Here is a 22559-nt window from a genome sequence, read left to right on the forward strand (position 1 = left end):
GACCGAGATGTGCGTGATGCCTCGGGTCAGCAGGTGCCGGCTGGTCGCGCCGTCGGGGTCGGCCGGCACAGGGGGACCACGACCGCAGGTCGACCAGGTGCGCAGCCGCCGACGGGCCGCCCACCGGCTCCGTACCCCGCGATGCGCAGGGGTGCGCGGAACCGGGAGCCCGGACGTCCGCTGTGTCGGTCAGGACGTCGGCCGCCCGGCCGGACGCCGGTACACGCCGTGCCAGTAGCCGTAGGCCAGTTCCCGGGCCACCACGGCGTCCTCGCCGCCGTCGCCTCCGACCGCCTGCCGGGTGATGACCGCGCCGCCCCCCTGGACGATCACGCTGGCAGCGAGACGGGGGTCGATGTCGGCCGGCGTGCGCCCGGCCCGCTGCTCCTCTCTCAAAATCGTCACCAGGTTGTCGACGAAGCGGTTCTGGTGGTCCGCCCAGGAGTCGCGGACCACGGGGTCGTACGCGGCCACCTCGTGGATCGCCGACAGCAGAGCCGCGTGCTCGCGGTAGTGCCGGATGATCAGCTCGTAGGTGCGGGCGAGGCCCTCGGCGCCGCCGTCCGGGGCGCTGGGCCTCCAGGCCGCCGCGATCTCGTAGCTCTGTGACCTGAGGGCACCGCTGACCCGCAGCAGTACGTCCACCTTGTCGCGGAAGTACAGGTAGAACGTGGACCGTGAGATCCCCGCCGCCTTCGCGATCTGCTCCACGCTCAGTTCGGTGTAGGTGAGGCCGTCACGCAGGAGTTCCTCGAGGGCGGACACAATCCGTTCCTCGAGCGCGGTCCGCCGGTCGGCCGCGGTGGAGCGTCGTCGCGTGGTGGAAGCCATGCCGCCATCCTACGGAGCCGTCGGGGCGGCTCCGGCCAGGATGGCGGCGCCTTCGGCCTCCGGACGGCCGGCCCTTCACACCATGAGGCTCACCCGCTCGTCGACGTCCAGCAGCGACTTGCCGTACGCCTCCAGGCCGACGCCCGGGACCAGGCCCGCGTGGCGGGCCGCGACATCGGCGTCGCGCCGGACCCGCTGCGGTGGATGGGTGTCGGCGAACGCGGACGAGCCGTGCGTGTTCAGCAGGATTCCGATCGCTTCGACAACCTGTTGGGCCGCATAGCCGGCCTGGGCCCTGACAGGCGTACGCGCCGCGTAGTCCAGGGGGCCCACGGGGGCTGCCCGGTCCACCGCGCCGACCGCCTGACAGGTGTGCAGCCGGGCCGTCTCGAGCTTCGGCGCCGCCTCCGCCACCTGCGTCTGGACCCCGACGGAGTCCGCCTGCCGTGCATGGGTGGTGAAGGACAGCGGCTTGGTGGCGGCCGCCTCCAGAACAGCGTCCAGGGCCGCCCTGCCCATCCCGAGGAGTGGTCCGATCAGGCACAGCAGCAGCATGGGCCCGAACGTGGAGCCGTACAGCGTCTCCTCCGGCCGGGAGCGAACATGCACCCCCTCCGCGGTCGCGGGTACCGACAGCGCACGGTGCTCGGGGACGAAGACATCCCGCGCGATGAGCGTGTTGCCGGCCGTGCCCTTCATACCCGCCATGTGCCAGGTGTCCTCGATCGTGAGGTCGTCCGCGGGGATCAGGACCAGCGCCTGGTCGACGACCGCGCCGTGGTCGTCGTTGAGCAGTGCCCCGACCGCGGCCCAAGTGGCATAGGGTGCGCCGGAGTTGTACGACCAGCGGCCGCTGACCGGCCAGCCGCCCGGCGTCTTCTCCCCCATGCCCGTCGGAGCCGCCACACCCGTCACGCGCGCGTCGGAATCGGCGCCGTGCCGGTCCAGGCGGACGAGCCGTCGGCCGTGCCGAGCGTCTGCGACACCTCGGTCAGGGTGCGCAGATCAGTCTCGAGACCGCCGTAGCGCTTGGGGGTGAGCAGGCGGAAGACACCCGCCTCCTCGAGTGCGTCTGTGACCGGCGCCGGGACCACCCGATCCGTCTCACCGCATCCGGCCTGCTCGCGCGGCGACGGCCGCAGGGCGGCGGCGCGAGCCACGAGTTCGGCTTTGGCCTTCTGCCTCGACCGCGTGTCGGACTCGACGTCGGAGTCGCTGGGCACCGGGTTCTCCTGCGCGGTTGCGGACTCGAGGGGATGACCCGGGGTACCGGGGGTATCAGCGAGAACCCGGCCTCACCGGGACGACTCCGACGCGATCTTCGTCAGCAGTTCCGCGAACCGCCCAGGCATCGACAGGAACGGCGAGTGGCCGCTCGCCATGCGGTGGACCGCTCCGGCCCTGGTGGCGAGTTCCTCCTGGATCCGCGGCGGCAGCGCCTGGTCCTGCTCGCAGACGATGTACGTCGAGGGGATCGTGTGCCACCCGGCAGCGGTCACCGTGTCGGCGAAGGACCTCATGCTCTGCGGTACCAGCCGCGCGGCGGCCGCCTCGGCGTCGGCAGCGGGGGCGTCCGCGTAGAACAGCGGAACCGGCTGATCGGGAACGGCCTGGAAGCCGTCGGGGTCCGACGGCACGGGTGCGCCGTGACGGCCCAGAAGGCTCTCCCCGACCTCGAGCTGGTACGCCGCGAGGTAGACGGTATGTGTGACGTTTTCCGCTTCCGCGACGGCCTGGGTGACCGGTACACCCCCGTAGGAGTGAGCGACGACGACCACCGGGCCGTCGATACGCGCCAGTTCCCGAAGCAGCACTTGCGCGTCGTCCTGGACGCCCGCTTCTCCCCCGGCGCTGGGCAGATCGACGGTGCGGGTTTCCCAGCCGTCGGCGAGAAGCAGGGACGTCAGCCCTTCCCAGCACCACGAGCCGTGCCACGCTCCGTGCACCAGAAGGAGGGTCGGACGGGATGTCTCATCAGCTCTCACGAACAGTCCACTCTCAAGATCGGACGACTTACCGCGCTGAACAGCGCCCGCCCCGAGCCTAAGCAGCTTTGGACACACTGTCCAACAGCAAGTCCGATGGAATATGATCCCGCTAAACGAACAGACAGTTCTGTTCGGTCAGGAGGCCGTGGCATGGTGAAGCAGCCAGGAAGACGAGGCCGGAGAAGAGGGTTCTCGGTGCGGCGGTCGAAGCCGACCTGGACTCGCAGGCCCAAGCCTCACCGTGCAGCACGCCCAGCGGCATCACGCCCGGCCGGCCGAGCTGAGCGGACAAGCCGGCGCCGCCGCCTCAGCCGGGCTCGCCCAGCAGCTCGGACTCCTGATCGACGGCGCACTGGCCTCGGGGTGTCTGCTCCAGGACCGCGCCGTCGTGGCGGAGGCCAAGTCCGCCGCGCGCCTGCTCGTCGCCGCCCACCCCCCGCAACACACCCCAGCACTTCCGCACCGGCAATCCGCACCCACCCAGCGACAGGAAAGAGACACGTCATGCGCGCAGTGGTTCTCCGAGAGTTCAACACACCGCTGGTCCTCAGCGAGATCGACAAGCCCACCGCCGGCCCGGGTCAGGTGCTGGTCAAGGTCAAGGCCAGTGGTGTCAACCCGCTGGACGCCAAGATCCAAGCAGGCAGGGCCCCCCACGCCAGGCGCGTACTGCCGGCCGTCCTCGGCCTGGACCTGGCCGGCGTGGTCGAGCAGGTCGGCGCCGGGGTCGACGGCTTCGCCCCGGGCGACGAGGTCTTCGGCATGACCGGTGGTGTCGGCGACGTGCAGGGCTCACTGGCCGAGTACGCCGCTGTGGACGCGCGTCTGCTCGCCCGCAAGCCGGCCGCGCTCACCCCGCGCGAAGCCGCGGCCCTGCCACTGGTCGCCATCACGGCCTGGGAGGGGCTGGTCGACCGGGCACGGGTCGGCGCGGGACACAAGGTCCTCATCCACGGCGGAGCGGGCGGAATCGGCCACGTCGCCGTGCAGATCGCCCGGGCCCGCGGTGCCGAGGTCTTCGCCACCGCCTCGCCGGCGCGGCTGGAGACCGTCGAGCGCCTGGGGGCCACCCCGATCGACTACACATCCACCCGTGTGGAGGAGTACGTCGCCGAGCACACCGGCGGGGAGGGCTTCGATGTCGTCTTCGACACCGTCGGCGGCTCGGTGCTGGACGACTCCTTCACGGCGGTGCGCACCTACACCGGCCACGTGGTGAGTGCCCTGGGCTGGGGCACCCACAGCATCGCGCCGCTGTCCTTCCGCGGGGCGACCTACTCCGGCGTCTTCACCCTGCTGCCGCTGCTGACCGGGCGCGGACGGGAGCATCACGGGGAGATCATGCGGGAGACGGCCGCCCTCGCCGACTCCGGGGCGCTCGCACCGCTGCTCGACCCCCGGCGGTTCACCCTCGCCGACACAGCCGACGCCCATGCGGCCGTGGAGAACGGCACCGCGCAGGGCAAGATCGTGATCGACGTCGGCTGACACGGTCGCGCTCATCAGAAGACGCCGACCTCGCGGTCGGCGCAGCCGGGCTTCTGACGGCGTGGACCGCGGAGGGCTGAGCGCTGTCGAGGACCGCGCGGGTCGCCGACGCGGCGCCCCGCGGTCCGGCCCCTCTCGGGTCGGTCCGTTCCGTCCGCGACGGCCTCGGACGCTTCTCGCCCCAGGACGGGTGCCGCCCCTCCCACCGTCCGGACGATCAGGTCGGCGGCGTGGACGAGGCTCGGGACGCCGAGGCCGGGCTCGTACCCAGCCGCACTTGCTCTCGCCCGGCCGCGGCAGGCGGTGGCGGTGCATTCCGGACGTCGGCCTCCTCGCGCGCCTCCTGGAGCGCGGCCGTCACCTTGCAGGACGGGCCCGCATTGCAGGACGGGCCCGAAACAGCGGCCTGGCCATGTCATTGCCCAACGCGCCCATGCCTTCGTCATCGGTCGGGCGCGGAACGACAACGTCGCCGAAGGATCTCGCACGCTGCCGGGAGTTCTTCGCCGACGGCAGGTCCCCGGGCCCGGCTCACCCGGCATCGTGCTCAGCTGATCGCCCCGCGCCGCCCGCCCGGACCCCGGAGCCGCGCGGATGACGGATCCCGGGATTGGGCCAGCCGTCTCAGTGAGCGGTGGAGGCGCTCAGGTACCGTTCGGCGGGCCGGGAGCTGGAGAGGTTGCCGCTCAGCGTCTGTCGCGCGGACTGACAGTCGTCCCACGGCGCCACGTCGGGCAGTGCCGGGATGGTCACCGACTCACCGGCGTCCAGCCCGGCCAGCGCGGCATCGACCATGTCGTCGGCGGCCCCCTGTACCGAACGGCCGGTCTCGCGTGTGATCCGCTCGGCGACGGCGTCCAGCCTGTTCCGGTGGCGCGCCACGAGGATCAGGCCGTGTCCGCGCCGGGCCATCCGGTCGGCGTACAGCGCACCGATGCCGACGACGCCCCGGTGATCAGCGCGGTTCCCCGAGGTGTGTTCATGAGGTCGTCGCTCTTTCGAGTCGGAGGTCGCTGATGTCGATCGACACCAGCAGGTCGCTGTAGACCGGTGAGCCGTTCGCGTCCCGCCTGTAGGCCCGACGGACGGTCGGGAACCGGAGTCCGTCCGCCTCGACGACGTCGTGCACGTACTGCGCGGCGGCGAATCCGCCGGCCACGTCCACGTGGTAGTCGTGCCGGCGCAGCAGGTTGTCCTGGCCGAAGTAGAAGTCCTGAACGTCGCTGTGTCCGGCGATGTGCGCCGGGAAGGTGGCGCGCAGGCCGCGCCAGCGCTCACCGTTCTCCCACCAGGGTTCGATCTCCGAGACCTCGAAGCCGGGCATGGCGAGCAGGAACGGAGTGGTCAGGTAGGTCCACAGCGCGTACCCGTTGAAGTAGGCGCGGTGCAGGGGATCCCACGGCGTGTGCATCCCGTGGCCGTCGAACGACGTCCGCGGGGCGGTGCGCTCCGCCACGGTCCGACCGTCCAGCTTCTCGATGGCGACGCGGTCCGGGGTGAAGTCGGTGCGCTGGTCCGGCGCGCCGAACGGCTGGACGGAAGCATGCTGCACGTGTGCCCGAACGGTCATCTGCCGGGGATGCGGGTCCTGTACCAAGCCCTTCATCCCCCACAGCACGCCACCCGTGACGATCGTCGCCCGCACCGTGTGCACCTCGCGCCAGCGTCCCATACCTCCGTGTGCCGAGAGCACCTCGCGCAGCAGCGGGCTTGCTTGCGGATCCTGCGGTTGTACCGCCATGGCATGTCTCCGTTCGTTCGTCGGGTGGGGTGAGGTCGGCCAGAGCGGCGGCTCAGCGGTCCCACCCTCTGCGGCGACATAACCGTAAGCCTTTCATTTATGTCACGCAAGAAAGGGCACAACGCAACCGACTAGACTTTGCCTATGTCCTACGCAGCCACTGAACGGTTTGGCGTGGAGCCCGCTCCCAACGGGCTCGCCCTGGTGCAGGACCTGCTCAACACCATCGGTGTGGGCGGCCCTGGCTATCCGGACCTGCTGGCGAAGGTGGACCGTGCGCAGGACTGGCTGGACACCGCCCTGGAGCAGTGGTCACGGACGACCGGAGGCAGTCCGCCGCACGACATCGCAGTCACGGAGCGGGACCTGCCCCGACTGCGGGCACTACGCGACCGGCTGCGCGGAATCCTGGAGCACCCGAGCCCGTCGGGCCCGGCTCCGGAACCGACCGGCTCACTGCGGCTCAGCCTGTCCTCCGACGGCCGGATCGAGGCGCATCCGGAAGGGCGGGGCGTCGGATGGGTCACCTCGGCCCTGTTGAGTGAGATGTACGACGCGCAGCGCAACGACACCTGGCGGCGGCTGAAGACCTGCCGTTACGAGAAGTGCGCCGTGGCCTTCTTCGACCGCTCACGGAACAACAGCGGGGTCTGGCACGACGTACGCGTGTGCGGCAACACGGTCAACCTGCGCGCCTCCAGGGCCCGTCGCAGGCAGCAGTCCTGATCACCGGGCAGCGCCGCAACTCGAACCGGCGGGCTGATGCCGTGCCGCATGCCTGCCCTCCGACGATGGAGCCGGCTGACCGGGCCGCACGTGCCGGCACGGGGTCAGTCCGCCTCCAGCAGCAGCGAATCGAGGCTCTCCCAGTCCAGCAACTCGCTCTCGCAGCCGCCCGGAACGAGTTCGTAGGTGGAGTCCAGCCACTGCCGTATCTCGGTCAGGTCCGCCTCGAACGTGGCCTGCCCCTCGGGCCGGTCGAGGCTGAGGCAGAGACGTCGGCCGGCTCCACGCCGCTCATGCTCGGGCCAGACCCGGAAGTCGCCCTCACCGCTGGGCTCCCGGGTACCCACGTCGAGCAGGTCACGGCCCACCACCCAGGTCACAGGAGATCCCCACCAGCGGCACCATGTCCATGCTCACCACGAGCGGATCATTCACGCTGTACCGGAGCCGAGGGGTGAACAGGCGGTACAGGGTAGTTCGGAGCAAGCTTCGGCTCGGACATCTCCTCGGCGCGGACCATGCCTTCGGCCGATCACCCCGATCGGGCGCGGACCGGTGCCACAACGCCCCTACGCAGCGGACGCCGGGCCGGTCCGGGGACCTCGGGCCGGCAGTCCGCCGCCCGCGCCGACCTGCCTCCACCCGAGAACGCCGCCGGCAGCGACGCCGTTGCCACCCCTTGACATCAGCGTCCCGCTCGCCGGGCCGTGCACGTACAGCACCGCGGGCAGGCGGCCGGTCTCGGGGGACGCACGATACACACCGCGACGGTGCCCATCGGCCCGCCGGAGACCGCGACCCAGTGCTCGGTCACCTCGGGTCCGCCGAACCGTGCGGTCTGCATCTCCTCCACCGCCCTGCGCCCCTCCGCCGGCGGCAGGTCGGGCAGGAACGGCGGAGCGGCGGTGGCTTCGGCGAACTCGCGCGCGGCCGGCTCGAGAACGGGTTCCGCCGGTTTGGGGACCTCATGGGACATCGCCCTCCTCGCCAAGTAGCGGCCTCGCTCGGCGACCTGCCGGTTCCCATGAAGGCCCCGGCACGAGGCAGGTCCGCGCGGCTCCTCCAGGAGCGGTGTCCACCGCTCCGAGAAGGGCCCCGGTCAGGACCTCCTCGGTGGTCCGTGGTCGCGAACGCGTCGAGATTCTCGTGGGGCGCGACGGCCACCACGTCGCCGACGGGCGCGAGGGCGGGGTGGAACTCCGCGATCCAACTGCCGGCTTCGAACATCCTGTTGTCGAACGTCATCCGGTGGATACCGGCCGGGTGCCTCCAGTTCGCGTATTCCCCGTCCGAGAAGGACATCGGCGAGAAGAACGCCGGGAAACCCTTCTCCCGGAACCCGCCGAGAAGCCGCTTGAGATTCTCGAACGCGCACCCGCCGACGCCCTGACGAGGAGACCGGCAGGACACCGAGCGTCCGGCCACGGCCACCCGCCTCGGCCTCGCCGACACCATCTTCCGCCGCGACTCCCCCGACGTCTGTACAGACCTGACCACCGCCGCGAAAACCCCGGTCGGCACGAACGGCACCGACGCCTGAACCGAGCGACCGCAGGCAGCGCGCGGCTGCGAGGCGACAAACGCGACCTTGCTGCGTCTGAGGCTGCCTTGGCTGCCCTTCAGGGCCTGAGCTTCGACAACGACCGCCTCCTCGCCGCCCTCCACGAGGTACGAGCCGTCACGCTCCTGCTCCTGCACACCCACGCTGACCGGCTGACCCACGACGCGTGTCAGCTGTCCACGGTGATACGAACGGTGTCTGCGGATGTGCCGGTGGAGCCGTCCAGGGAGGCGAGCAGACGCAGGCGGTCCTCGGAGTCGCTGCCGGGGCGGGCGTGGTAGGTGACGAGGGTCTGTCCTCGGGTGCCGGGGATCAGCAGTTTCTCGTAGTGCAGTTCCAGGGCACCGACCTGGGGGTGTTGCAGTCGGCTGGTGCCGGTGGCCTTGTGCTTGACGTCCTGGCGTGCCCAGAGTTTCCGGAAGCGGTCGCTGCGGACGGAGAGCTCGCCCACGATCTCGACGAGACGCGGATCGTCGATGTCCGGTCCGGCGACGGACCGCAGGTAGGGCACGATGCGAGCGGTCATCTCCTCCCAGTCGGCGTGCAGGGCGCGCAGTTCCGGTTCCAGGAAGGCGGCGAGGATGCTGTTGTGGCCGGGTGCGTTGAAGGGGGAGAGAGCGACGGCCAAGGGGTTGGCGGCAAGCACGTCCATGTAGGTGCCGTGGACGTACGCCGGGGTCAGCGGCCAGGTGCTGATCAGGGTGCGGATGCCGTCGCCGGCCTTCTCGGGGCGGCGGGAGCGCCGGCGACGGGTGCGGAGGTCAGCGGCGAGTCGGAGGAGGTAGGCGGTGGCTTCCTCGTCCAGTTGCAGTGCGCCCGCGATGCTGACCAGGACCTGTTCGGAAGGGTGCCGGTCCCGGCCCTGCTCCAGGCGCACGTAGTAGTCGGAGCTGACGCCGGCGAGGAAGGCGACCTCTTCCCGGCGCAGGCCCGCCACGCGCCGTTTGCCGGTGTCGGGGATCCCCGCCGAGGCGGGCTGGACGAGTTCCCTGCGGGCGCGCAGATACGTGGCCAGGGGGCCGGGGGCACCAGTGGCTGTCATGCGTTCCAGGGTAGGCAGGTGCTGCCCCGACCGGGTGGCCCTGCCAGTCCCAGTCTCAGCCGGTCCTGGGCGGCCTGCCACAGCTGCCGCACAGTGGCAGGGCACGGCCGAGATCGACGGAACCGGTCGATGGGCGGTGTCTGCGTCGGATGCGACGGACCAGGTCCAGCCGTGCTTCCGCAGCCGCCTCCCGATCGAGGAGCACTCATGCCTGAGCTTTTCCGTGGCCCATTCGACCGCCACTCGACCGCTTCGCAGGTGATCGACGGTGTCGACCTGTCCGGCAAGCGTGCCGTGATCACCGGCGCCACCTCCGGCATCGGAGTGGAGACCGCCCGTGCGCTGGCGTCCGCCGGCGCCGAGGTCACACTCGCGGTCCGGCGGCCCGATGCCGGCGAGGAGGTCGCGGCCCATGTGCGGGCCACAACGGGCAACGACACGATCCACGTCGCCCGGCTGGACGTGGCGGACCTGGACTCGGTGAACACGTTCACCGCCGGCTGGGCCGGCCCCCTGCACATCCTGGTCAACAACGCCGGGATCATGATGCTGCCCGAGCTGGAGCGGGGCAGCGGCGGCCACGAGCAGCAGTTCGCCACCAACTACCTGGGCCACTTCGCCCTGGCCCTGGGGCTGTACCGGGCACTCGCCGAAGCGGACGGCGCACGCATGGTGACCGTGTCCTCCAGCGGCCACCTGTTCTCCCCGGTCGTCTTCGACGACCTCGACTATCGTTTCCGCCCCTACGACGCACTCGGCGCCTACGGCCAGTCCAAGACCGCCGAGGTGCTCCTGGCCGTCGAGGCGGACAGGCGCTGGTCGAGCGAGGGCATCCGGGCGAACGCGTTGCACCCCGGGGCGATCGCCACCAACCTGCAGCGGCACACCGGCGGGCTGAAAACCCCCGAGCCCTACCGCAAGACCGTCGAGCAGGGCGCGGCCACCTCCGTCTTCCTCGCCGCCTCCCCGCTGGTCGAGGGCCTCGGCGGCCGCTACTTCGAAGACGTCAACGAAGCCCCGCAGGTGACCGCACGGCCCACGGAACTGGGTGTGCCGGGAGTGGCCGCCTACGCACTCGATGCCGCGAACGCCGAACGCCTGTGGGACCTCGGCACCACCATCCTGCGCCGGCCCTGAGCCCCTGTCCGGTCGCAAGAGGGCGCACCCCGAGGAGCAGCGGCAGAGTCGGCGTCACCGGGATCGGCGACGCCCAGCGGGCACTCCCGCGGTGGTCGTGCCCGACCTTCGGGCTGTCCTCGCCGCTGCCGTGGCCGGGGCGGGAGTGACCGTCCTGCCGACGTATCTGTGCGCGGCCGAGCTCGCCTGCGGGCACCTCGTCAGACTGCTGGACGTGGAGGTGCCGCCTCTCAACACCCTCTTCCTGGCGGTGCGCCCGGGAACCGAGGAGAACTCGGGCGTAGGGGTGGTCCGCAGCCGCCTGCTCATGCAGGCCCGCCTGTGGTGACCGTCTGGCGGGAACGGGTGGCTCACCGGCGTGCCCGTCGCCGGGTCGCCGGCCGGCCATGGGCCCAGTGATGCCGTACCGGTGTCGGCCCGCCGGGATGCGGTGGCGCTGCCTCCCGTGCGACGCACGTGCCGCCGGATCACGGCGGGTGCGTGCCGGGCTGCGGGGAACGGCGGTCAGCCGTCGGATGGAGAGGCGACGACCAGCCCGGCCGCGGCGAGCGCGGCACGGTCCCAGGCGGGCGCTGTCCAGGAGCGGCCGGCACTCAGGGTGGCTCCGCCGAGGAGGGCCCGAGGCCGACACAGAAGGCGGCGGCCGACAAAGGCCTGCGTCGGGTGGCCGTTGCGGGGGTGATGAGGGCGGCAGAGGTGGGTCGTCGTCATCGTGCCCCGGGGTGTGGGCCCACGGTGCGGCGGCAGCGGGCCGGGGCGGGTGGCCCTCACCGGCGGGGGTTGAGGGCCACCCGGGCCGTGTCCCGGCCGGGTCGGTGGCGCGGGACACGGCCCGGCGGATCAGTCCTGCGGGAAGTCAGCACCCCGGGAGACCTGCTCCCAGGCGGCGAACTCCTCGCGCATGGCGTCCAGTCCGGCGAGCGCCGTGTCGTAGGCGGCCGAACCCAGCAGCAGGCGGTGCGGCGGGGTGGCGGCCTCGACCGCGGTGATGATCGCCTGAGCGGCACGGGCCGGGTCGCCGGGCTCCTGGCCGTTGCCCGACCGGAAGGCGGCCCGCTGGGCGCCCGCCGTGGGGGCGTAGTCGGCGATCTCCTCGGTCTGCGAGGTCTCCTGGGCGGATCGGCCGGCCCAGTCGGTGCGGAACATGCCCGGCTCGATGAGCATGGCCCGGATGCCCAGCGGCTCGGTCTCCTGCCACAGGGATTCGGTCAGGCCCTCCACCGCGAACTTCGTCGCGTTGTAGTGCCCGACGGCGGGGAAGGCACGCAGGCCACCGATGGAGGAGAAGTTGACGATCATGCCGGTGCGGCGCCGGCGCATGCCGGGCAGCACGGCGCGGGTGACGTCCCACAGGCCGAAGACGTTGATCTCGTACATGCGGCGTACTTCGGCCTCGTTGCTCTCCTCGACGGCGGCGAAGTAACCGATGCCCGCGTTGTTGACGAGCACGTCAATGCCGCCGAACGTGTCCTCGGCGGCCTTCACGGCGGATCGAACCTGGGCCGGGTCGGTGACGTCCAGGGCCACGGCGAGTGCGCGGTCGTCGTGTCCGGCCACGATGTCGCTGATCTGCTCGGGGTTGCGGGCGGTGACCACGGCCCGGTCGCCGCGGTCGAGGACGGCGCGGGCCAGGTAGCGGCCGAAGCCGGTGGAGCAGCCGGTGATGAACCAGGTCTTCATGGGCAGTTGCAGCCTTTTCTGCGTGGTGGCACACGAGCGCCCACGCAGAGCGGGAGCGTCGCGGTGCCACGGAGGGAAGGTGTTCGGTAGCCGGGCCGGAAGGTTCTCCGGCCCGGTGCGGTCCGCCGGGCGGCCGCTGCATCCAGCACACCAGTCCCGCCGGGGGGCGCGGGTGCCGATGCGGTGCCCTGTCCAGCCCGGGACGCCGCTTCCTGGGTCCGCCAGACCCCCCTTGCGTCTGCTGCCCGGTCCGCCGGGCGGTGCATCCTTGACGCATGGCCGCCCGCAACACCGACCTCGCAGACTTCCTGCGCACCCGCCGCGCCGCGATCGACCCCGCCTCCGCCGGGATACCCCAACGCGGCGCCTACCGCCGGGTGCCCGGACTGCGCCGTGAGGAGGTGGCCCTGCTGGCCGGAGTGAGCACCGACTACTACACCCGGCTGGAACAGGGCCGACAGGTCAGCCCCTCCGACGCGGTGCTGGAGGCCGTCGCCTCCGCCCTCCGCCTGGACCAGGCGGAACGCGCCCACCTCTTCCACCTCGCCCGGCCCAGGACAGGCCAGGGGCGCCGTACCCCGCCCACCGTCCAGCGAGTGCGCCCGGCCGTGCAGCGCATGCTCGACTCCCTGACCGACCAGGCCGCCTTCGTCCTGGGCCGCCGCACCGACGTGCTGGCCACGAACCACCTGGCGCGTGCCCTGCTGGCGGACTTCGACGCGATGCCGCACCGCGAACGCAACCTCACGCGCTGGGCGATCCTCGAGCCGGCGGCCCGCGCGCTGTACACCGACTGGAACACGGTGGCCGCCGAGATCACGGGCATGCTGCGGCTGGACGCGGGCCGCCGTCCCGACGACCCTCGCACGGCCGAGTTGGTCGGTGAACTCGCCATGAAGAGCGAGCACTTCCGCCGCTGGTGGGCCGACCACCGCGTCGTGGAGCGCACCTGGGGGTCCAAGCGCTTCAACCATCCTCTGGTGGGCGAGCTGAGCATCGACTACGAGGCCCTGACCCTTCCCGGTGAGCCGGATCAGACCCTCTTCCTCTATCTGCCCGCCGACGACGCCGTCTCCGGCGACGCCTGGCGGCTGCTGGCCAGTTGGCACGCCGAGAACCGGACGCGGACGGCCACCGGGAGGCAGACCGCAGGCTGAGCGGGTCGACCGCGGTGCGGCGCGAGCTCCCGGGGCCCACAGGCCACCAGGCGACAGCCCGTTGGGCGGTGCTCGGTCCCACGAAAGGCCGACGCTCCCGCGAGCCGACCGCGGCGGTTCCTGATGCCTCCCGACCGCACAGCACCGGCCGGAGGGCGTCACACGATGGGGCCCGGGGAAGACCGGGGCTCTCGGCACCGTCGTGGGCGTGGCGGGAGTCCGCTGTGGGCCGGGGATCGGAAGCGGTGTCAGGGACAGCGGTGCCGTCGGCTGCAGGGGTGCCGTCGGCTCAGGGAGCGACCAGTCACCGCTCCGGCGCCGAGCAGGACCTCGACGGCGCGTCGGGCGCAGTCCGGCGCAGTCCGGCGCAGTCCGGCGCAGTCCGGCGCAGTCGGGCGCAGTCGGGCGCAGTCGGGCGGCAGCGTACGCGCGGCGATACGGTGCCCTGCGTGGACCGGGGCGCGGGGGACGCGGCGGACACCGCGGGTGCGGCCGGAGTCCTCCCCCACACCGCCGGGCCGGCGGGACCAGCGACTCGTCCTGGTCGATCACCTGCTCGGCCTCGTCCGGGGACGACCGATCTCCCGGGCGAGAAGCACACTGCCGCCGGCGTGAGTCGCACAGTTGCTGCCCGGGGTCCTGGAACGGGCTCGTGGCGAAGGGGGCCGAGTGCGTGGCGACAGGGACGCGGAGACTGCGGTCTGCGCGCTGCCGAGTCGCAGCGCGGAGGGCGCCCTTGCCGGTGCCGAGGACCCGGTCGCCCCGGTGCCGACCGGCCTGTGCCCGGTCGAGAGCTGCGTCCGTGCGGACGGCCGGCTGTGACTCGGCTCTGACCGCTCACCGGTCATCGGAAACGCAGAGGCCGAGCACGGCCCGCACGGTGGCGCGGGCCGAGTCGGGGGTGTGGGCCCGCCCGGCGAGGTGGTCGGCGGAGACGGCGCCGAGCAGCGCGGACACCAGAGGCTCGGGGTCGGTGCAGGCGGGCAACGCGCCGCGGTCGCGGGCCCGCTCCAGGGTGGCGCGCAGGGCGGCGCGGCGCGGGAGTACGGCGTGCTCGCGGAAGTGCCGTAGCAGTGCGGGGGTGTGGGGTTCTTCGGCGAGGCAGGTGCCGATCAGGGCCATGCCGTGGTTGCTGTGCAACGCGTGGGCGAAGTCGTCCAGGTGAATGGCGAGTTCGGTGTGCAGATCGGCGGCCGGGGGTGGCGTGGCGCAGGTGCGCAGGCCCCCGAGGGCGGCTGCGGCCAGTGCGGCCTTGGTGCGGTAGCGCAGGTGGATGGTGGCCTTGCTGACACCTGCCGCTCGCGCCACGGCGTCCAGGGTCATCCGGGCAAAGCCCTGCTGGGCCAGGAGCGCCAGCGTGGCGTCGAGGATGGCGGCCTGCTTTCCGGGGCAGCGGGGGCGGCCCGCGGTGGCGCGGCAGCGGTCGTTGTCCGTGGAGCGCATGGACGCCACTTTACAATACCGAACGGGTCGGTTTAGTTTTTTGGCAGTCGTCCGGCGAAACCCGCCCGGCACGCACACCGCACGTCCCGAAAGGAACCCTCATGCGTTACGCCGTCCTCGGCACCGGCACGGTCGGCCGGACCGTCGCCGCCAAGCTCGCCTCCCTCGGCCACGAGGTCACCGTCGGCACCCGCGACCCGCAGGCCACCCTGGCCCGGACCGAGCCCGACGGCTACGGCAACCCGCCATTCGCCCAGTGGCAGCCGGAGCACCCGGAGGTGCGTCTGGCCACCTTCAACGAGGCCGCCGCCTCGGCCGACATCATCGTGAACGCCACCAACGGAGCCGCCGCCCTGGCCGCCCTGGAGGCCGCGGGAGCTGACAACCTGGCCGGCAAGGTGCTGCTCGACATCGCCAACCCGCTGGACTTCTCCCAGGGCATGCCGCCGTCGCTGAACCCGGTCAACACCGACAGCCTCGGCGAGCAGATCCAGCGCGCCTTCCCCCAGGCCAAGGTCGTCAAGACCCTCAACACCATGAACACCCTGGTCATGGTCGACCCGGCCCGGGTCCCCGGCGAGCACCACACCTTCGTCTCCGGCGACGACGCCGACGCGAAGAAGGCCGCCACCGACGTGCTGGTCTCCTTCGGATGGCCGGCCGAGAGCATCATCGACCTCGGCGACATCACCACCGCCCGCGGCACCGAGATGCTGCTGCCCATCTGGCTGCGCCTGTGGGGCGCGCTCGGCCACGCCGACTTCAACTTCCACATCGCCGGCGCCCGCACCGGGGCCTGACGTCAGGCCCCGGCCGGGCCGCGGCGGCGGCCCGGCCGGCCGAACCGAAGAGGACCGACCCGTTGAACGGCAAGCTCCTGCACAGCGTCGCCTTCACCCAGCTGCCGGCCGACCCGCGGCCGCGGCTCGACGCGGTCGAGCGATTCGGCTTCGGCCCAGGTCCTGGCCCGGCGCGCGGACCCATGGCCTTCGGCCTGGTCGCCGTTTTCGACGACGAACCTGCCTTCCACGCCTACGTCACCCGCCCGGCGCGTGCCGAGGTCGCGGCCCTGACCGGGTCGGTGTCCCGCGACCTGGCCGACGGCGTCCGGATCGCACGGTGACGGCCCCAGCCGCCCATCCCTTCTCACCCACCCGAGGACGCACCATGAAGACCGGCATCCATCTGGTCTCCTACGACGTGCCCGGCGGCACCGGCGCGATCGCGCCGGTCCTCGCCGAGACGGCCGGCCTGGTCGAGGAGGCGGAGATCTCCTCCCTGACGCTGATGGACCACTACCTGCAGGTCGCCGGCATGGGCCTGGGCGAAACGGACGCCCCCATGCTCGAGGGCTACACGGCACTCGCCTTCCTGGCCGCACACACCCGCGCCGTACGGCTGCATCTGCTGGTCACCGGGGTCACCTACCGGCACCCCGGCCTGCTCGCGAAGATCGTCTCCACCCTGGACGTGCTGTCCGGCGGCCGGGCCGCGCTCGGCCTCGGCGCGGCATGGTACGAACGCGAGCACCGGGCCCTCGGCGTGCCCTACCCGCCACTGGCCGAGAGGTTCGAGCGGCTGGAGGAGACCCTGCAGATCGTCCGCCAGATGTGGAGCCGGGAGACCGGCCCCTACCAGGGCGCCCACTACCGGCTCGCAGGAACGATCAACTCGCCCCAGCCCCTGACCCGGCCCCACCCACCGATCATGATCGGCGGCGGAGGGGAGCAGAAGACCCTGCGCCTGGTCGCCAAGTACGCCGACGCCTGGAACCTGCCCGTCCAGCCGGGCACCGGCCCGGACGCCTTCCGGACCAAGCTCGACGTGCTGCGCGGACACTGCGACCGCGAAGGCCGCGACTTCGACACGATCACCAAGTCGGTGATGTACGTCGGGACCCCGCCGTCGGACCCAGCGACCACCGACGCCTTCATCGAGGAGATGACCGCCCACGCCGCACTCGGCGTCGAGGAAGTCCACCTGATGCCCTGCGGCCCCGACCCCCGACCCGTGATCGCCTACCTCGGCGAACACGTCGTCCCGCACCTCGCCCGACTCTGAACCACCCCACCCACCACCCGGACGTCTGGGAACCCCTGCCCGATGACCACCAACCGCACCCTCGTCCTGCTCGCCCACCCCGACCTCGCCCGGTCCCGCGTCAACGCCACCCTGGTCGAGGCCGTACGCGACCTCGAGCACGTCACCGTCCACGACCTCGCCGCCGTCTACCCCGGCGGCCGCATCGACATCGCCCGCGAGCAGCGGCTGCTGCTCGAACACGGGACGATCGTCTGGCAGTTCCCCTGGTACTGGTACTCCATGCCCGGGGTGCTGAAGACCTGGATAGACGAAGTCCTCACGTACGGCTTCGCCTACGGCACCGGCGGCACCGTCCTGCACGGCAAGACCCTGCAGCTGGTCACCTCCACGGGAGGCCCGGAGACCTCGTACACCGCCGACGGCCACAACCGGTTCACGATGGGCGAGTTGCTCGCGCCGATCCGGGCGACCGCCCAGCTGACCGGCATGCGTCTGGCGGAGCCGCTGGTGCTGTTCGGCGCCCGTACAGCGTCCGAGGAGGACCTGGCCCTGCACGCCAAGCGGTACCGCCGGCTCCTGGAAGGCTGACGGGAACGCTTCGCGATGACGACAGGCCCTGCCGCGGCACCACCCGGACCGACTGCACGGAAGCAGGACCGAAGGGATCTTCACCGGAGCGCCACGGCCAGGAAGGCCCGCTGCGGGCCCCGCGACGACCGCGGGGCATATCCCGGACCGAACCACTCGGTGCGTGTACCCCGTATCCTGCGGCAATGGGCGAGACAACCATGAACAAGGGCGCGGGACGGCCGCGGTCCGCCGAGAAGGACGCGGCGATCCTCCGCGCGGCCCTGGAGCTGCTGGCGTCCCACGGTTACACCCGTATGAGTCTGAGCCAGGTGGCCGCGTCCGCGCAGGTCAGCAAGTCCACCATCCACCTGCGCTGGAAGACCAAGGCGGATCTGCTGACGGCGGCCCTCGCCGCCGTGCGCATGGTGGACGCCCCGCCCTCGACCGGCACGACACGAGAGGACCTGGTGGCGATCCTCGATGACTTCGCGGCGACGGTGCGGCGCGTGCGCGGCATGGCCCTGATCGGCACCTGCCTGGCGGAGGAGGCCCACACCCCCGATCTGCTCGCCCTGCTGCGCGAACGCACCGTGCTGCCTCGCCGGGCCCTGCTGCGCGAGGTGCTGGAGCGAGCGCGGCTTCGGGGAGAGATCGCCCAGGACGCCGATCTGGAGACGGCCGTCTCCGCGCTGCTCGGACCCTTCTACGCCGACTACATGGCCGGCCGCGGCGGCCGTCAGGAGTGGGCCGAACAGGCCGTTGACCTCGTGCTGGCCGGGCTGCGCACCCCCGACGCGTGACCCCGGACGGGTGACCCCGGCCGAGCGGCGCGACCGGGAGAAGCGGTTCACGATCGCGACTGGACCGGCGCACGGTCCTGGTGGCCGGGTGTCCAGAAGGCTGGGCCGAGAAAGTCTGGTGCCGTCGGTCCTGGAGGTACTCGGCCCCGACGCCGCCCGCCTGGCCGTCACCGACGACGTCGAGCGCTTGACCTGCCGTCCGTCACTCACCTTCCGTCAGTGGGTCGAGGAGAACACCGGTCGCTTCTGACCGTCCGGGTCCGGGCACGGCGTTCGAGCATCGCTCCTTTTCGATCGCTGACGTGCCACGCCTCGGTCCTGCGCTGAACGCTCGGGGTACGGTGCGCCGCGCACCGGCCGGCCTGTGCGCGGCGCACCCGCCGTGAGCCCCCCGCCAGCACGCTGCCGGTCCCAGGCCGGGGCCGGCAGCGTGGAGTCGTCGCGCAGGCCGGGACGGGCCGGTGAGCAGCCCCGCAGTCCGCCTGACGGGCAGTCAGGTGGCGAGTCGTCCATTGCTCCGGCACGCGCGGCTCCTCCAGGCGGAGGTGGCCGGCCCCGCCGTGGAGGGTAGAGGCCGGTGACGCCGGCGGATTTCCGTCCGGCGGGTGGCGCCGGTCGTCACAGGCGGCGAGCGGGTCGTCGGGCTCTTCCACATCCGGTACCACGCGGGACGGCCGGCCGCCGGCCGGGCTGTTTCAGCCGACCGGCCGCGGACGGCCGTCGCCCGTCAAGGCGGCGACCAGGTCCGTCACCTCCGGCCGGTGGTCGTCAGCCCGCCAGGCGATGGCCAGTTCGGCCTCGGGCAGCCCTCGTACCGGCCGATAGACGAGGTCAGGGCGCTGGTACAAGCCGACGTTGCCTTCCGCGATCAGCGCCACGCCCTGCCCGGAGACCACTGCCTCGAAGACCTCGTCAGGTGAGGCGGCCTCCGCGCCGACCCGAGGTTCCCGGCCGCCTCGGGCCGTGGTCGCCAGCCAGAAGTCCCGCAGCGGGCCCGCGCTTCGGGGCAGTGCGATGACGGGCTCGTCGGCGAGCTCGGCGAAGTCGACCTCCGGCCGGTCTGCGAGCCGGTGCCCCACGGGCAGCGAGACCCACAGCCGTTCCCGGGCCAGGGTGCGGGTCACGAGGTTCTCGCCGGGCAGCGGCAGCCAGACGAAGGCCAGGTCGGAGCTGCCATCGGCCAGGCCCGCGGTCGGATCCTCCCAGGCCACCAGTCGCAGAACGATCTGCCAGCCGCGCTCGCGAAAGCCGCTGAGCACATCGCGCTGCAGATCCCGGCCGACCGCGGTCTGCATGCCCACGGTAAGTGCGACGGCAGGCCCGGCCGCCCGCGCCACCCTGAGCGCGTCCTGCCAGGCTCCCAGCAACGTACGCGCCCGAGCCAGCAACGCCTCCCCCTGCGCGGTGAGCGTCAGCCGGCCGGGGTTCCGGTCGAACAGACGGAAGCCCAGCTGCCGCTCGAGCACCCGGATCTGCTTCGACAGCGCAGGCTGGGAGACATAGAGCCGCTCGGCGGCGCGGGTGAAGTGCAGCTCCTCGGCCACGGCCACGAAATACCGGAGGTCGCGCAGATGGACGTCCATATCCAAAGGTTATGGCAAGAGGTCTTGGACTCGGTGACCGACCGTACCGGAGGGTGGAGGCACCGGCCGGAACCCCGGCTGGTGCCTCGATCCCACTGGAGAAAGCCCCCATGGCCACTCTGCCCACCCGCCGCCTGGCGACCCTGGAGACTTCCGCGATCGGATTCGGCGCGATGGTGCTGTCGCCCGGCATGTACGGGGAGATCGACGACCGCCGCGCGGTCGCCGCCCTGCGCGCCGCTCTGGACGAGGGCGCCACCCTGATCGACACCGCGGACGGCTACGGTCCCGACGGGCACAACGAGTGCGTCGTCGGCCAGGCGGTGCGCGGCCGGCGCGAGGAGGTGGTGATCGCCACGAAGTTCGGCTTCCGCATCCCCGAGGGCGCCCAGGCGCACCGCTTCCCGGTCTCCTACGCCTTCGGTGAGCTGGCCGTCAACGCCGAGCCCAAGTACGTGCGCGGCTACGCCGAACAGTCGCTGCGCAACCTCGGCACGGACGTCATCGACCTGTACTACCCGCACTTCCCCGACCCGCAGGTACCGCTGGAGGAGACCGTCGGCGCCGTCGCCGAACTGATCGCCGACGGCCTGGTGCGCCATCTCGGCCTGTCCAACGTCACCGCCGAGCAGCTGCGCCGGGCCCACGCGGCCCACCCGGTCGCCGCCGTCCAGGTCCAGTGGTCGATGTGGCAGCCCATCGACCCCGAACTGCACGCGGCCGCCCGCGAACTCGGCGTCGGCCTGGTCGCCTGGAGCCCGCTCGGCGGAGGCTTCCTCACCGGAACCGTCCAAGAGGTCGCCGAGGGCGACTTCCGCCGCAACCTGCCCCGCTTCGAGCCGGCCAACCTGAAGACCAACTACGACCGCTACGCCCCGCTGCGCGGCATCGCCACCGACCTCGGACTCACCCCGGCCCAGCTGGCCCTGGCCTGGCTGCTCCACCAGGACGAACACGTGGTCCCCATCCCGGGCAGCCGCACCCCCGCCCACATCGCGGAGAACCTCGCCGCCGCGCGGGTTCGGCTGCACCCCGACACCCTGGCCCGGATCGACCAGGCGCTCAGCCGGTTCACTCCCGAGGGCACGGGCACGCTGCTCGGCGACTGAGGGCACTCCGCACCACCTGCCGGGAGCCGTACGAGCGCGGGGCCGTCCGACCCCGCGCGGGCAACTCCCCTGGATCAGCCCCACCGCGATCGGATACGGCCAGGTCACGCCCACACAGCGGGGTGACGTCGACGTCCGGCTCGGGGCCGGCCCGCCCGGTGCCCGGGCCACTCGCTCTTCCGGGCCGCCACAGGCGAGCGCCCCGGAAGGGGACGGGGCACAGTCCGCCGTCACCGCGATCTATGATGCCTCGGGTCAGCCGGTGCGGACAGGTCGCGCCGTCGTGGTCGCCCTCCGCAGAGGGACCACGGCCGAAGGTCGACCAGGTGCACATGCCGCCGCCGGGCCGACCTTCGGCTCCGTCCCCCGCGATCCGCGGGGGGTTCGCGGAACCGGGAGCCCGGACGTCCGCTGCCTCCTCGCCCCGACGGGCGGCCGTACGTTGGGATGAGGTGGTCACCGTGCTCAAGACGGATGTCCGGCTGGAGTGGTTCGTGTCGTTCCTCGCGGTGGTCGACACAGGCAGCTTCGCCGCCGCGGCCGAGGCGACGCACCGCTCGCAGCCGCGGGTGAGCATGCATGTCGCGGCGCTGGAGCGGGAAGCCGGCGTCGCACTGTTCGACCGGCGCAAGCGTCCCGTCGCCGTGACCGAGGCGGGCGCCGCGCTCGCCGAGCACACCCGCCGCATACTGGGCGAACTGCACTCGGCCGAGGAGGCCATGGCCGCCCGGCGCGGTACCGCGCGCGGCGTGGTGACGCTCGGCAGCTATCCCAGTCCGAGCGCCGCGTTCGTGCCTCGCGTCCTCGCCAGGCTCGCCGTCACCAACCCCGACATCGAGGTGGTCCTCTCCGACCACTCGATCCCGGTTCTCGACGAGGCGTTCACCGCCGGGAAGATCGACGTGTGCCTGCGGCCTCTCACGCCGCCTCCTGCCTCGAAGTCACTGCGATGCCAGGTGCTCTGGCACGAGGCCCTGGTAGTCGTACACCCCCTGGAGCACCCTCTGGCCGGCCTTCCCGAGCCGTTGCCGGCAACCGCCGTCGTCCAGTACCCGGTCATCACCATCGGCCGTGCGGAGGGCCTGGCCTTCGAGTGGTACGCGTTCTTTCGCGAACACGGGCAGGACCTCCAGCCGGTGCACACCACCAACCAGCCCCAGACGGTGGTCGGGCTCGTCAGGGAGAAGCTGGGCGTAGGCGTCATGAACGCCTTGGCCGCGCAGGTCTCGGACACCACGGGGGTCGCGGTGCGCCGCCTGGAGGGAAGCGGCGGTCGCCGGGTCGCCGCCTTCTGGGACGCCTCCCGCCCCCTGACACCTGCCGCGCGCACGCTGTTCCGCCACCTCGGCACCGCCCCCATCCCGGACGGGACGGAGCCGCCGCCGGCCGAGGACGACTCCGTCGTGGCATGACGGGGGTGGCCTCGGGCCTGCCCGGGCCGCAGCATCAGCGATGCGAATGCAGACATTCGAAAGGCGTGCTTAACGCGCACGACACCCACGCCTAACCTCTTCTCACGGACGAACCACACCGCTTCCGGGTCTGCTGCACGAAGGGACCCTTCCGTGACCCGGGCGGCGGCGTGGTCGTCCGGAACGACGGCAGGTGCTCCGCGTCCCGCGCGGCGCGACCCCTGTCCGGCAGGAAGTCCGAGCACACG

At 72.0% G+C, this 22559-nt stretch carries 27 protein-coding genes; 14 read left to right on the forward strand and 13 right to left on the reverse strand.

Annotated elements, in window-relative coordinates; translation table 11 throughout:
• Positions 1-189: 189 nt before the first annotated feature.
• From ACH4ZX_RS15405 to ACH4ZX_RS15425, 5 genes are all read right to left on the reverse strand, one after another.
• Positions 190-831, reverse strand: coding sequence for a TetR/AcrR family transcriptional regulator (locus ACH4ZX_RS15405; RefSeq protein ID WP_398272348.1), 642 nt, complete (start codon positions 829-831; stop codon positions 190-192).
• A gap of 75 nt (positions 832-906) precedes the next feature.
• Positions 907-1737, reverse strand: a complete 831-nt coding sequence (locus tag ACH4ZX_RS15410; protein WP_398272349.1) for an acyl-CoA dehydrogenase family protein — start codon at positions 1735-1737, stop codon at positions 907-909.
• A 5-nt stretch (positions 1738-1742) separates the two neighbouring features.
• Positions 1743-2054: an acyl-CoA dehydrogenase family protein gene (locus ACH4ZX_RS15415; protein ID WP_398272351.1), complete on the reverse strand. Its 312-nt coding sequence runs from the start codon at positions 2052-2054 to the stop codon at positions 1743-1745.
• Positions 2055-2126: 72 nt separating this feature from the next.
• Positions 2127-2777 (reverse strand): alpha/beta fold hydrolase, encoded by a 651-nt coding sequence (locus tag ACH4ZX_RS15420; RefSeq protein ID WP_398272352.1) that lies wholly within the window; start codon positions 2775-2777, stop codon positions 2127-2129.
• A gap of 349 nt (positions 2778-3126) precedes the next feature.
• The gene (locus ACH4ZX_RS15425; RefSeq protein WP_398272354.1) at positions 3127-3264 is read right to left on the reverse strand and encodes a hypothetical protein; all 138 of its coding nucleotides are present in this window, start codon (positions 3262-3264) and stop codon (positions 3127-3129) included.
• Positions 3265-3323: 59 nt separating this feature from the next.
• Here ACH4ZX_RS15425 and ACH4ZX_RS15430 point away from each other — a divergent pair, with 59 nt between their 5' ends.
• On the forward strand, positions 3324-4307 hold the full coding sequence (locus ACH4ZX_RS15430; RefSeq protein WP_398272356.1) for a zinc-dependent alcohol dehydrogenase family protein: 984 nt from the start codon (positions 3324-3326) through the stop codon (positions 4305-4307).
• A gap of 624 nt (positions 4308-4931) precedes the next feature.
• Here the strand turns inward: ACH4ZX_RS15430 and ACH4ZX_RS15435 are convergent.
• Entirely contained in the window at positions 4932-5219 is a 288-nt protein-coding gene (locus ACH4ZX_RS15435) for a hypothetical protein (RefSeq protein WP_398272357.1), read from the reverse strand.
• Between the two features lie 67 nt (positions 5220-5286).
• Positions 5287-6048, reverse strand: coding sequence for a hypothetical protein (locus ACH4ZX_RS15440; protein WP_398272359.1), 762 nt, complete (start codon positions 6046-6048; stop codon positions 5287-5289).
• Between the two features lie 144 nt (positions 6049-6192).
• Between ACH4ZX_RS15440 and ACH4ZX_RS15445 the strand changes: the two genes are divergently transcribed.
• Positions 6193-6774: a CGNR zinc finger domain-containing protein gene (locus ACH4ZX_RS15445; RefSeq protein ID WP_398272360.1), complete on the forward strand. Its 582-nt coding sequence runs from the start codon at positions 6193-6195 to the stop codon at positions 6772-6774.
• 104 nt (positions 6775-6878) lie between these two features.
• Here ACH4ZX_RS15445 and ACH4ZX_RS15450 read toward each other — a convergent pair whose 3' ends face one another.
• From ACH4ZX_RS15450 to ACH4ZX_RS15460, 3 genes are all read right to left on the reverse strand, one after another.
• The gene (locus ACH4ZX_RS15450) at positions 6879-7154 is read right to left on the reverse strand and encodes an SsgA family sporulation/cell division regulator (RefSeq protein WP_398272362.1); all 276 of its coding nucleotides are present in this window, start codon (positions 7152-7154) and stop codon (positions 6879-6881) included.
• Between the two features lie 305 nt (positions 7155-7459).
• Positions 7460-7750: a hypothetical protein gene (locus tag ACH4ZX_RS15455; RefSeq protein WP_398272363.1), complete on the reverse strand. Its 291-nt coding sequence runs from the start codon at positions 7748-7750 to the stop codon at positions 7460-7462.
• 754 nt (positions 7751-8504) lie between these two features.
• Complete coding sequence (locus ACH4ZX_RS15460; RefSeq protein ID WP_398272365.1) at positions 8505-9377, reverse strand: helix-turn-helix domain-containing protein; 873 nt, start codon at positions 9375-9377, stop codon at positions 8505-8507.
• Positions 9378-9584: 207 nt separating this feature from the next.
• Between ACH4ZX_RS15460 and ACH4ZX_RS15465 the strand changes: the two genes are divergently transcribed.
• Together ACH4ZX_RS15465 and ACH4ZX_RS15470 are read left to right on the forward strand one after the other, a co-directional pair.
• The gene (locus ACH4ZX_RS15465; RefSeq protein ID WP_398272367.1) at positions 9585-10514 is read left to right on the forward strand and encodes an SDR family NAD(P)-dependent oxidoreductase; all 930 of its coding nucleotides are present in this window, start codon (positions 9585-9587) and stop codon (positions 10512-10514) included.
• The gene (locus ACH4ZX_RS15470; protein WP_398272369.1) at positions 10456-10842 is read left to right on the forward strand and encodes a LysR substrate-binding domain-containing protein; all 387 of its coding nucleotides are present in this window, start codon (positions 10456-10458) and stop codon (positions 10840-10842) included. Before ACH4ZX_RS15465 ends, ACH4ZX_RS15470 begins: the two co-directional genes overlap by 59 nt.
• Positions 10843-11354: 512 nt before the next feature.
• Here the strand turns inward: ACH4ZX_RS15470 and ACH4ZX_RS15475 are convergent.
• Positions 11355-12194, reverse strand: a complete 840-nt coding sequence (locus ACH4ZX_RS15475; RefSeq protein WP_398272370.1) for an oxidoreductase — start codon at positions 12192-12194, stop codon at positions 11355-11357.
• Positions 12195-12469: 275 nt separating this feature from the next.
• On the opposite strand from ACH4ZX_RS15475, the gene ACH4ZX_RS15480 reads away from it, so the two are divergent.
• Positions 12470-13351 (forward strand): helix-turn-helix transcriptional regulator, encoded by an 882-nt coding sequence (locus ACH4ZX_RS15480; protein WP_398272372.1) that lies wholly within the window; start codon positions 12470-12472, stop codon positions 13349-13351.
• 669 nt (positions 13352-14020) lie between these two features.
• Positions 14021-14173 carry a hypothetical protein gene (locus tag ACH4ZX_RS15485; RefSeq protein ID WP_398272374.1) on the forward strand — a complete coding sequence of 51 codons (153 nt, stop codon included), beginning with the start codon at positions 14021-14023 and terminating at the stop codon, positions 14171-14173.
• Positions 14174-14188: 15 nt separating this feature from the next.
• Here the strand turns inward: ACH4ZX_RS15485 and ACH4ZX_RS15490 are convergent, their stop codons facing one another.
• Positions 14189-14794: a TetR/AcrR family transcriptional regulator gene (locus ACH4ZX_RS15490; RefSeq protein WP_398272376.1), complete on the reverse strand. Its 606-nt coding sequence runs from the start codon at positions 14792-14794 to the stop codon at positions 14189-14191.
• 101 nt (positions 14795-14895) lie between these two features.
• On the opposite strand from ACH4ZX_RS15490, the gene ACH4ZX_RS15495 reads away from it, so the two are divergent.
• The 6 genes from ACH4ZX_RS15495 to ACH4ZX_RS15520 all read left to right on the forward strand — a co-directional run bounded on the left by ACH4ZX_RS15495 (position 14896) and on the right by ACH4ZX_RS15520 (position 18457).
• Entirely contained in the window at positions 14896-15594 is a 699-nt protein-coding gene (locus tag ACH4ZX_RS15495) for an NADPH-dependent F420 reductase (RefSeq protein ID WP_398272378.1), read from the forward strand.
• 62 nt (positions 15595-15656) lie between these two features.
• Positions 15657-15917: a hypothetical protein gene (locus ACH4ZX_RS15500; protein WP_398272379.1), complete on the forward strand. Its 261-nt coding sequence runs from the start codon at positions 15657-15659 to the stop codon at positions 15915-15917.
• A 44-nt stretch (positions 15918-15961) separates the two neighbouring features.
• Entirely contained in the window at positions 15962-16855 is an 894-nt protein-coding gene (locus tag ACH4ZX_RS15505; protein WP_398272381.1) for an LLM class F420-dependent oxidoreductase, read from the forward strand.
• A gap of 42 nt (positions 16856-16897) precedes the next feature.
• The gene (locus ACH4ZX_RS15510) at positions 16898-17425 is read left to right on the forward strand and encodes an NAD(P)H-dependent oxidoreductase (RefSeq protein ID WP_398272383.1); all 528 of its coding nucleotides are present in this window, start codon (positions 16898-16900) and stop codon (positions 17423-17425) included.
• Between the two features lie 185 nt (positions 17426-17610).
• Positions 17611-18207 carry a TetR/AcrR family transcriptional regulator gene (locus ACH4ZX_RS15515; protein ID WP_398272384.1) on the forward strand — a complete coding sequence of 199 codons (597 nt, stop codon included), beginning with the start codon at positions 17611-17613 and terminating at the stop codon, positions 18205-18207.
• 118 nt (positions 18208-18325) lie between these two features.
• Complete coding sequence (locus ACH4ZX_RS15520; RefSeq protein ID WP_398272386.1) at positions 18326-18457, forward strand: hypothetical protein; 132 nt, start codon at positions 18326-18328, stop codon at positions 18455-18457.
• A gap of 445 nt (positions 18458-18902) precedes the next feature.
• On the opposite strand, the gene ACH4ZX_RS15525 is transcribed toward ACH4ZX_RS15520, so the two are convergent.
• Entirely contained in the window at positions 18903-19790 is an 888-nt protein-coding gene (locus ACH4ZX_RS15525) for a LysR family transcriptional regulator (protein ID WP_398272387.1), read from the reverse strand.
• Positions 19791-19900: 110 nt separating this feature from the next.
• Here ACH4ZX_RS15525 and ACH4ZX_RS15530 point away from each other — a divergent pair, with 110 nt between their 5' ends.
• Complete coding sequence (locus ACH4ZX_RS15530; protein WP_398272389.1) at positions 19901-20899, forward strand: aldo/keto reductase; 999 nt, start codon at positions 19901-19903, stop codon at positions 20897-20899.
• 461 nt (positions 20900-21360) lie between these two features.
• On the forward strand, positions 21361-22311 hold the full coding sequence (locus ACH4ZX_RS15535) for a LysR family transcriptional regulator (protein ID WP_398272391.1): 951 nt from the start codon (positions 21361-21363) through the stop codon (positions 22309-22311).
• The last annotated feature ends 248 nt before the right edge of the window (positions 22312-22559 follow it).

Source organism: Streptomyces sp. NPDC020490, assembly GCF_044335305.1.
In the GTDB taxonomy this organism is placed as follows: Bacteria; Actinomycetota; Actinomycetes; order Streptomycetales; family Streptomycetaceae; genus Streptomyces.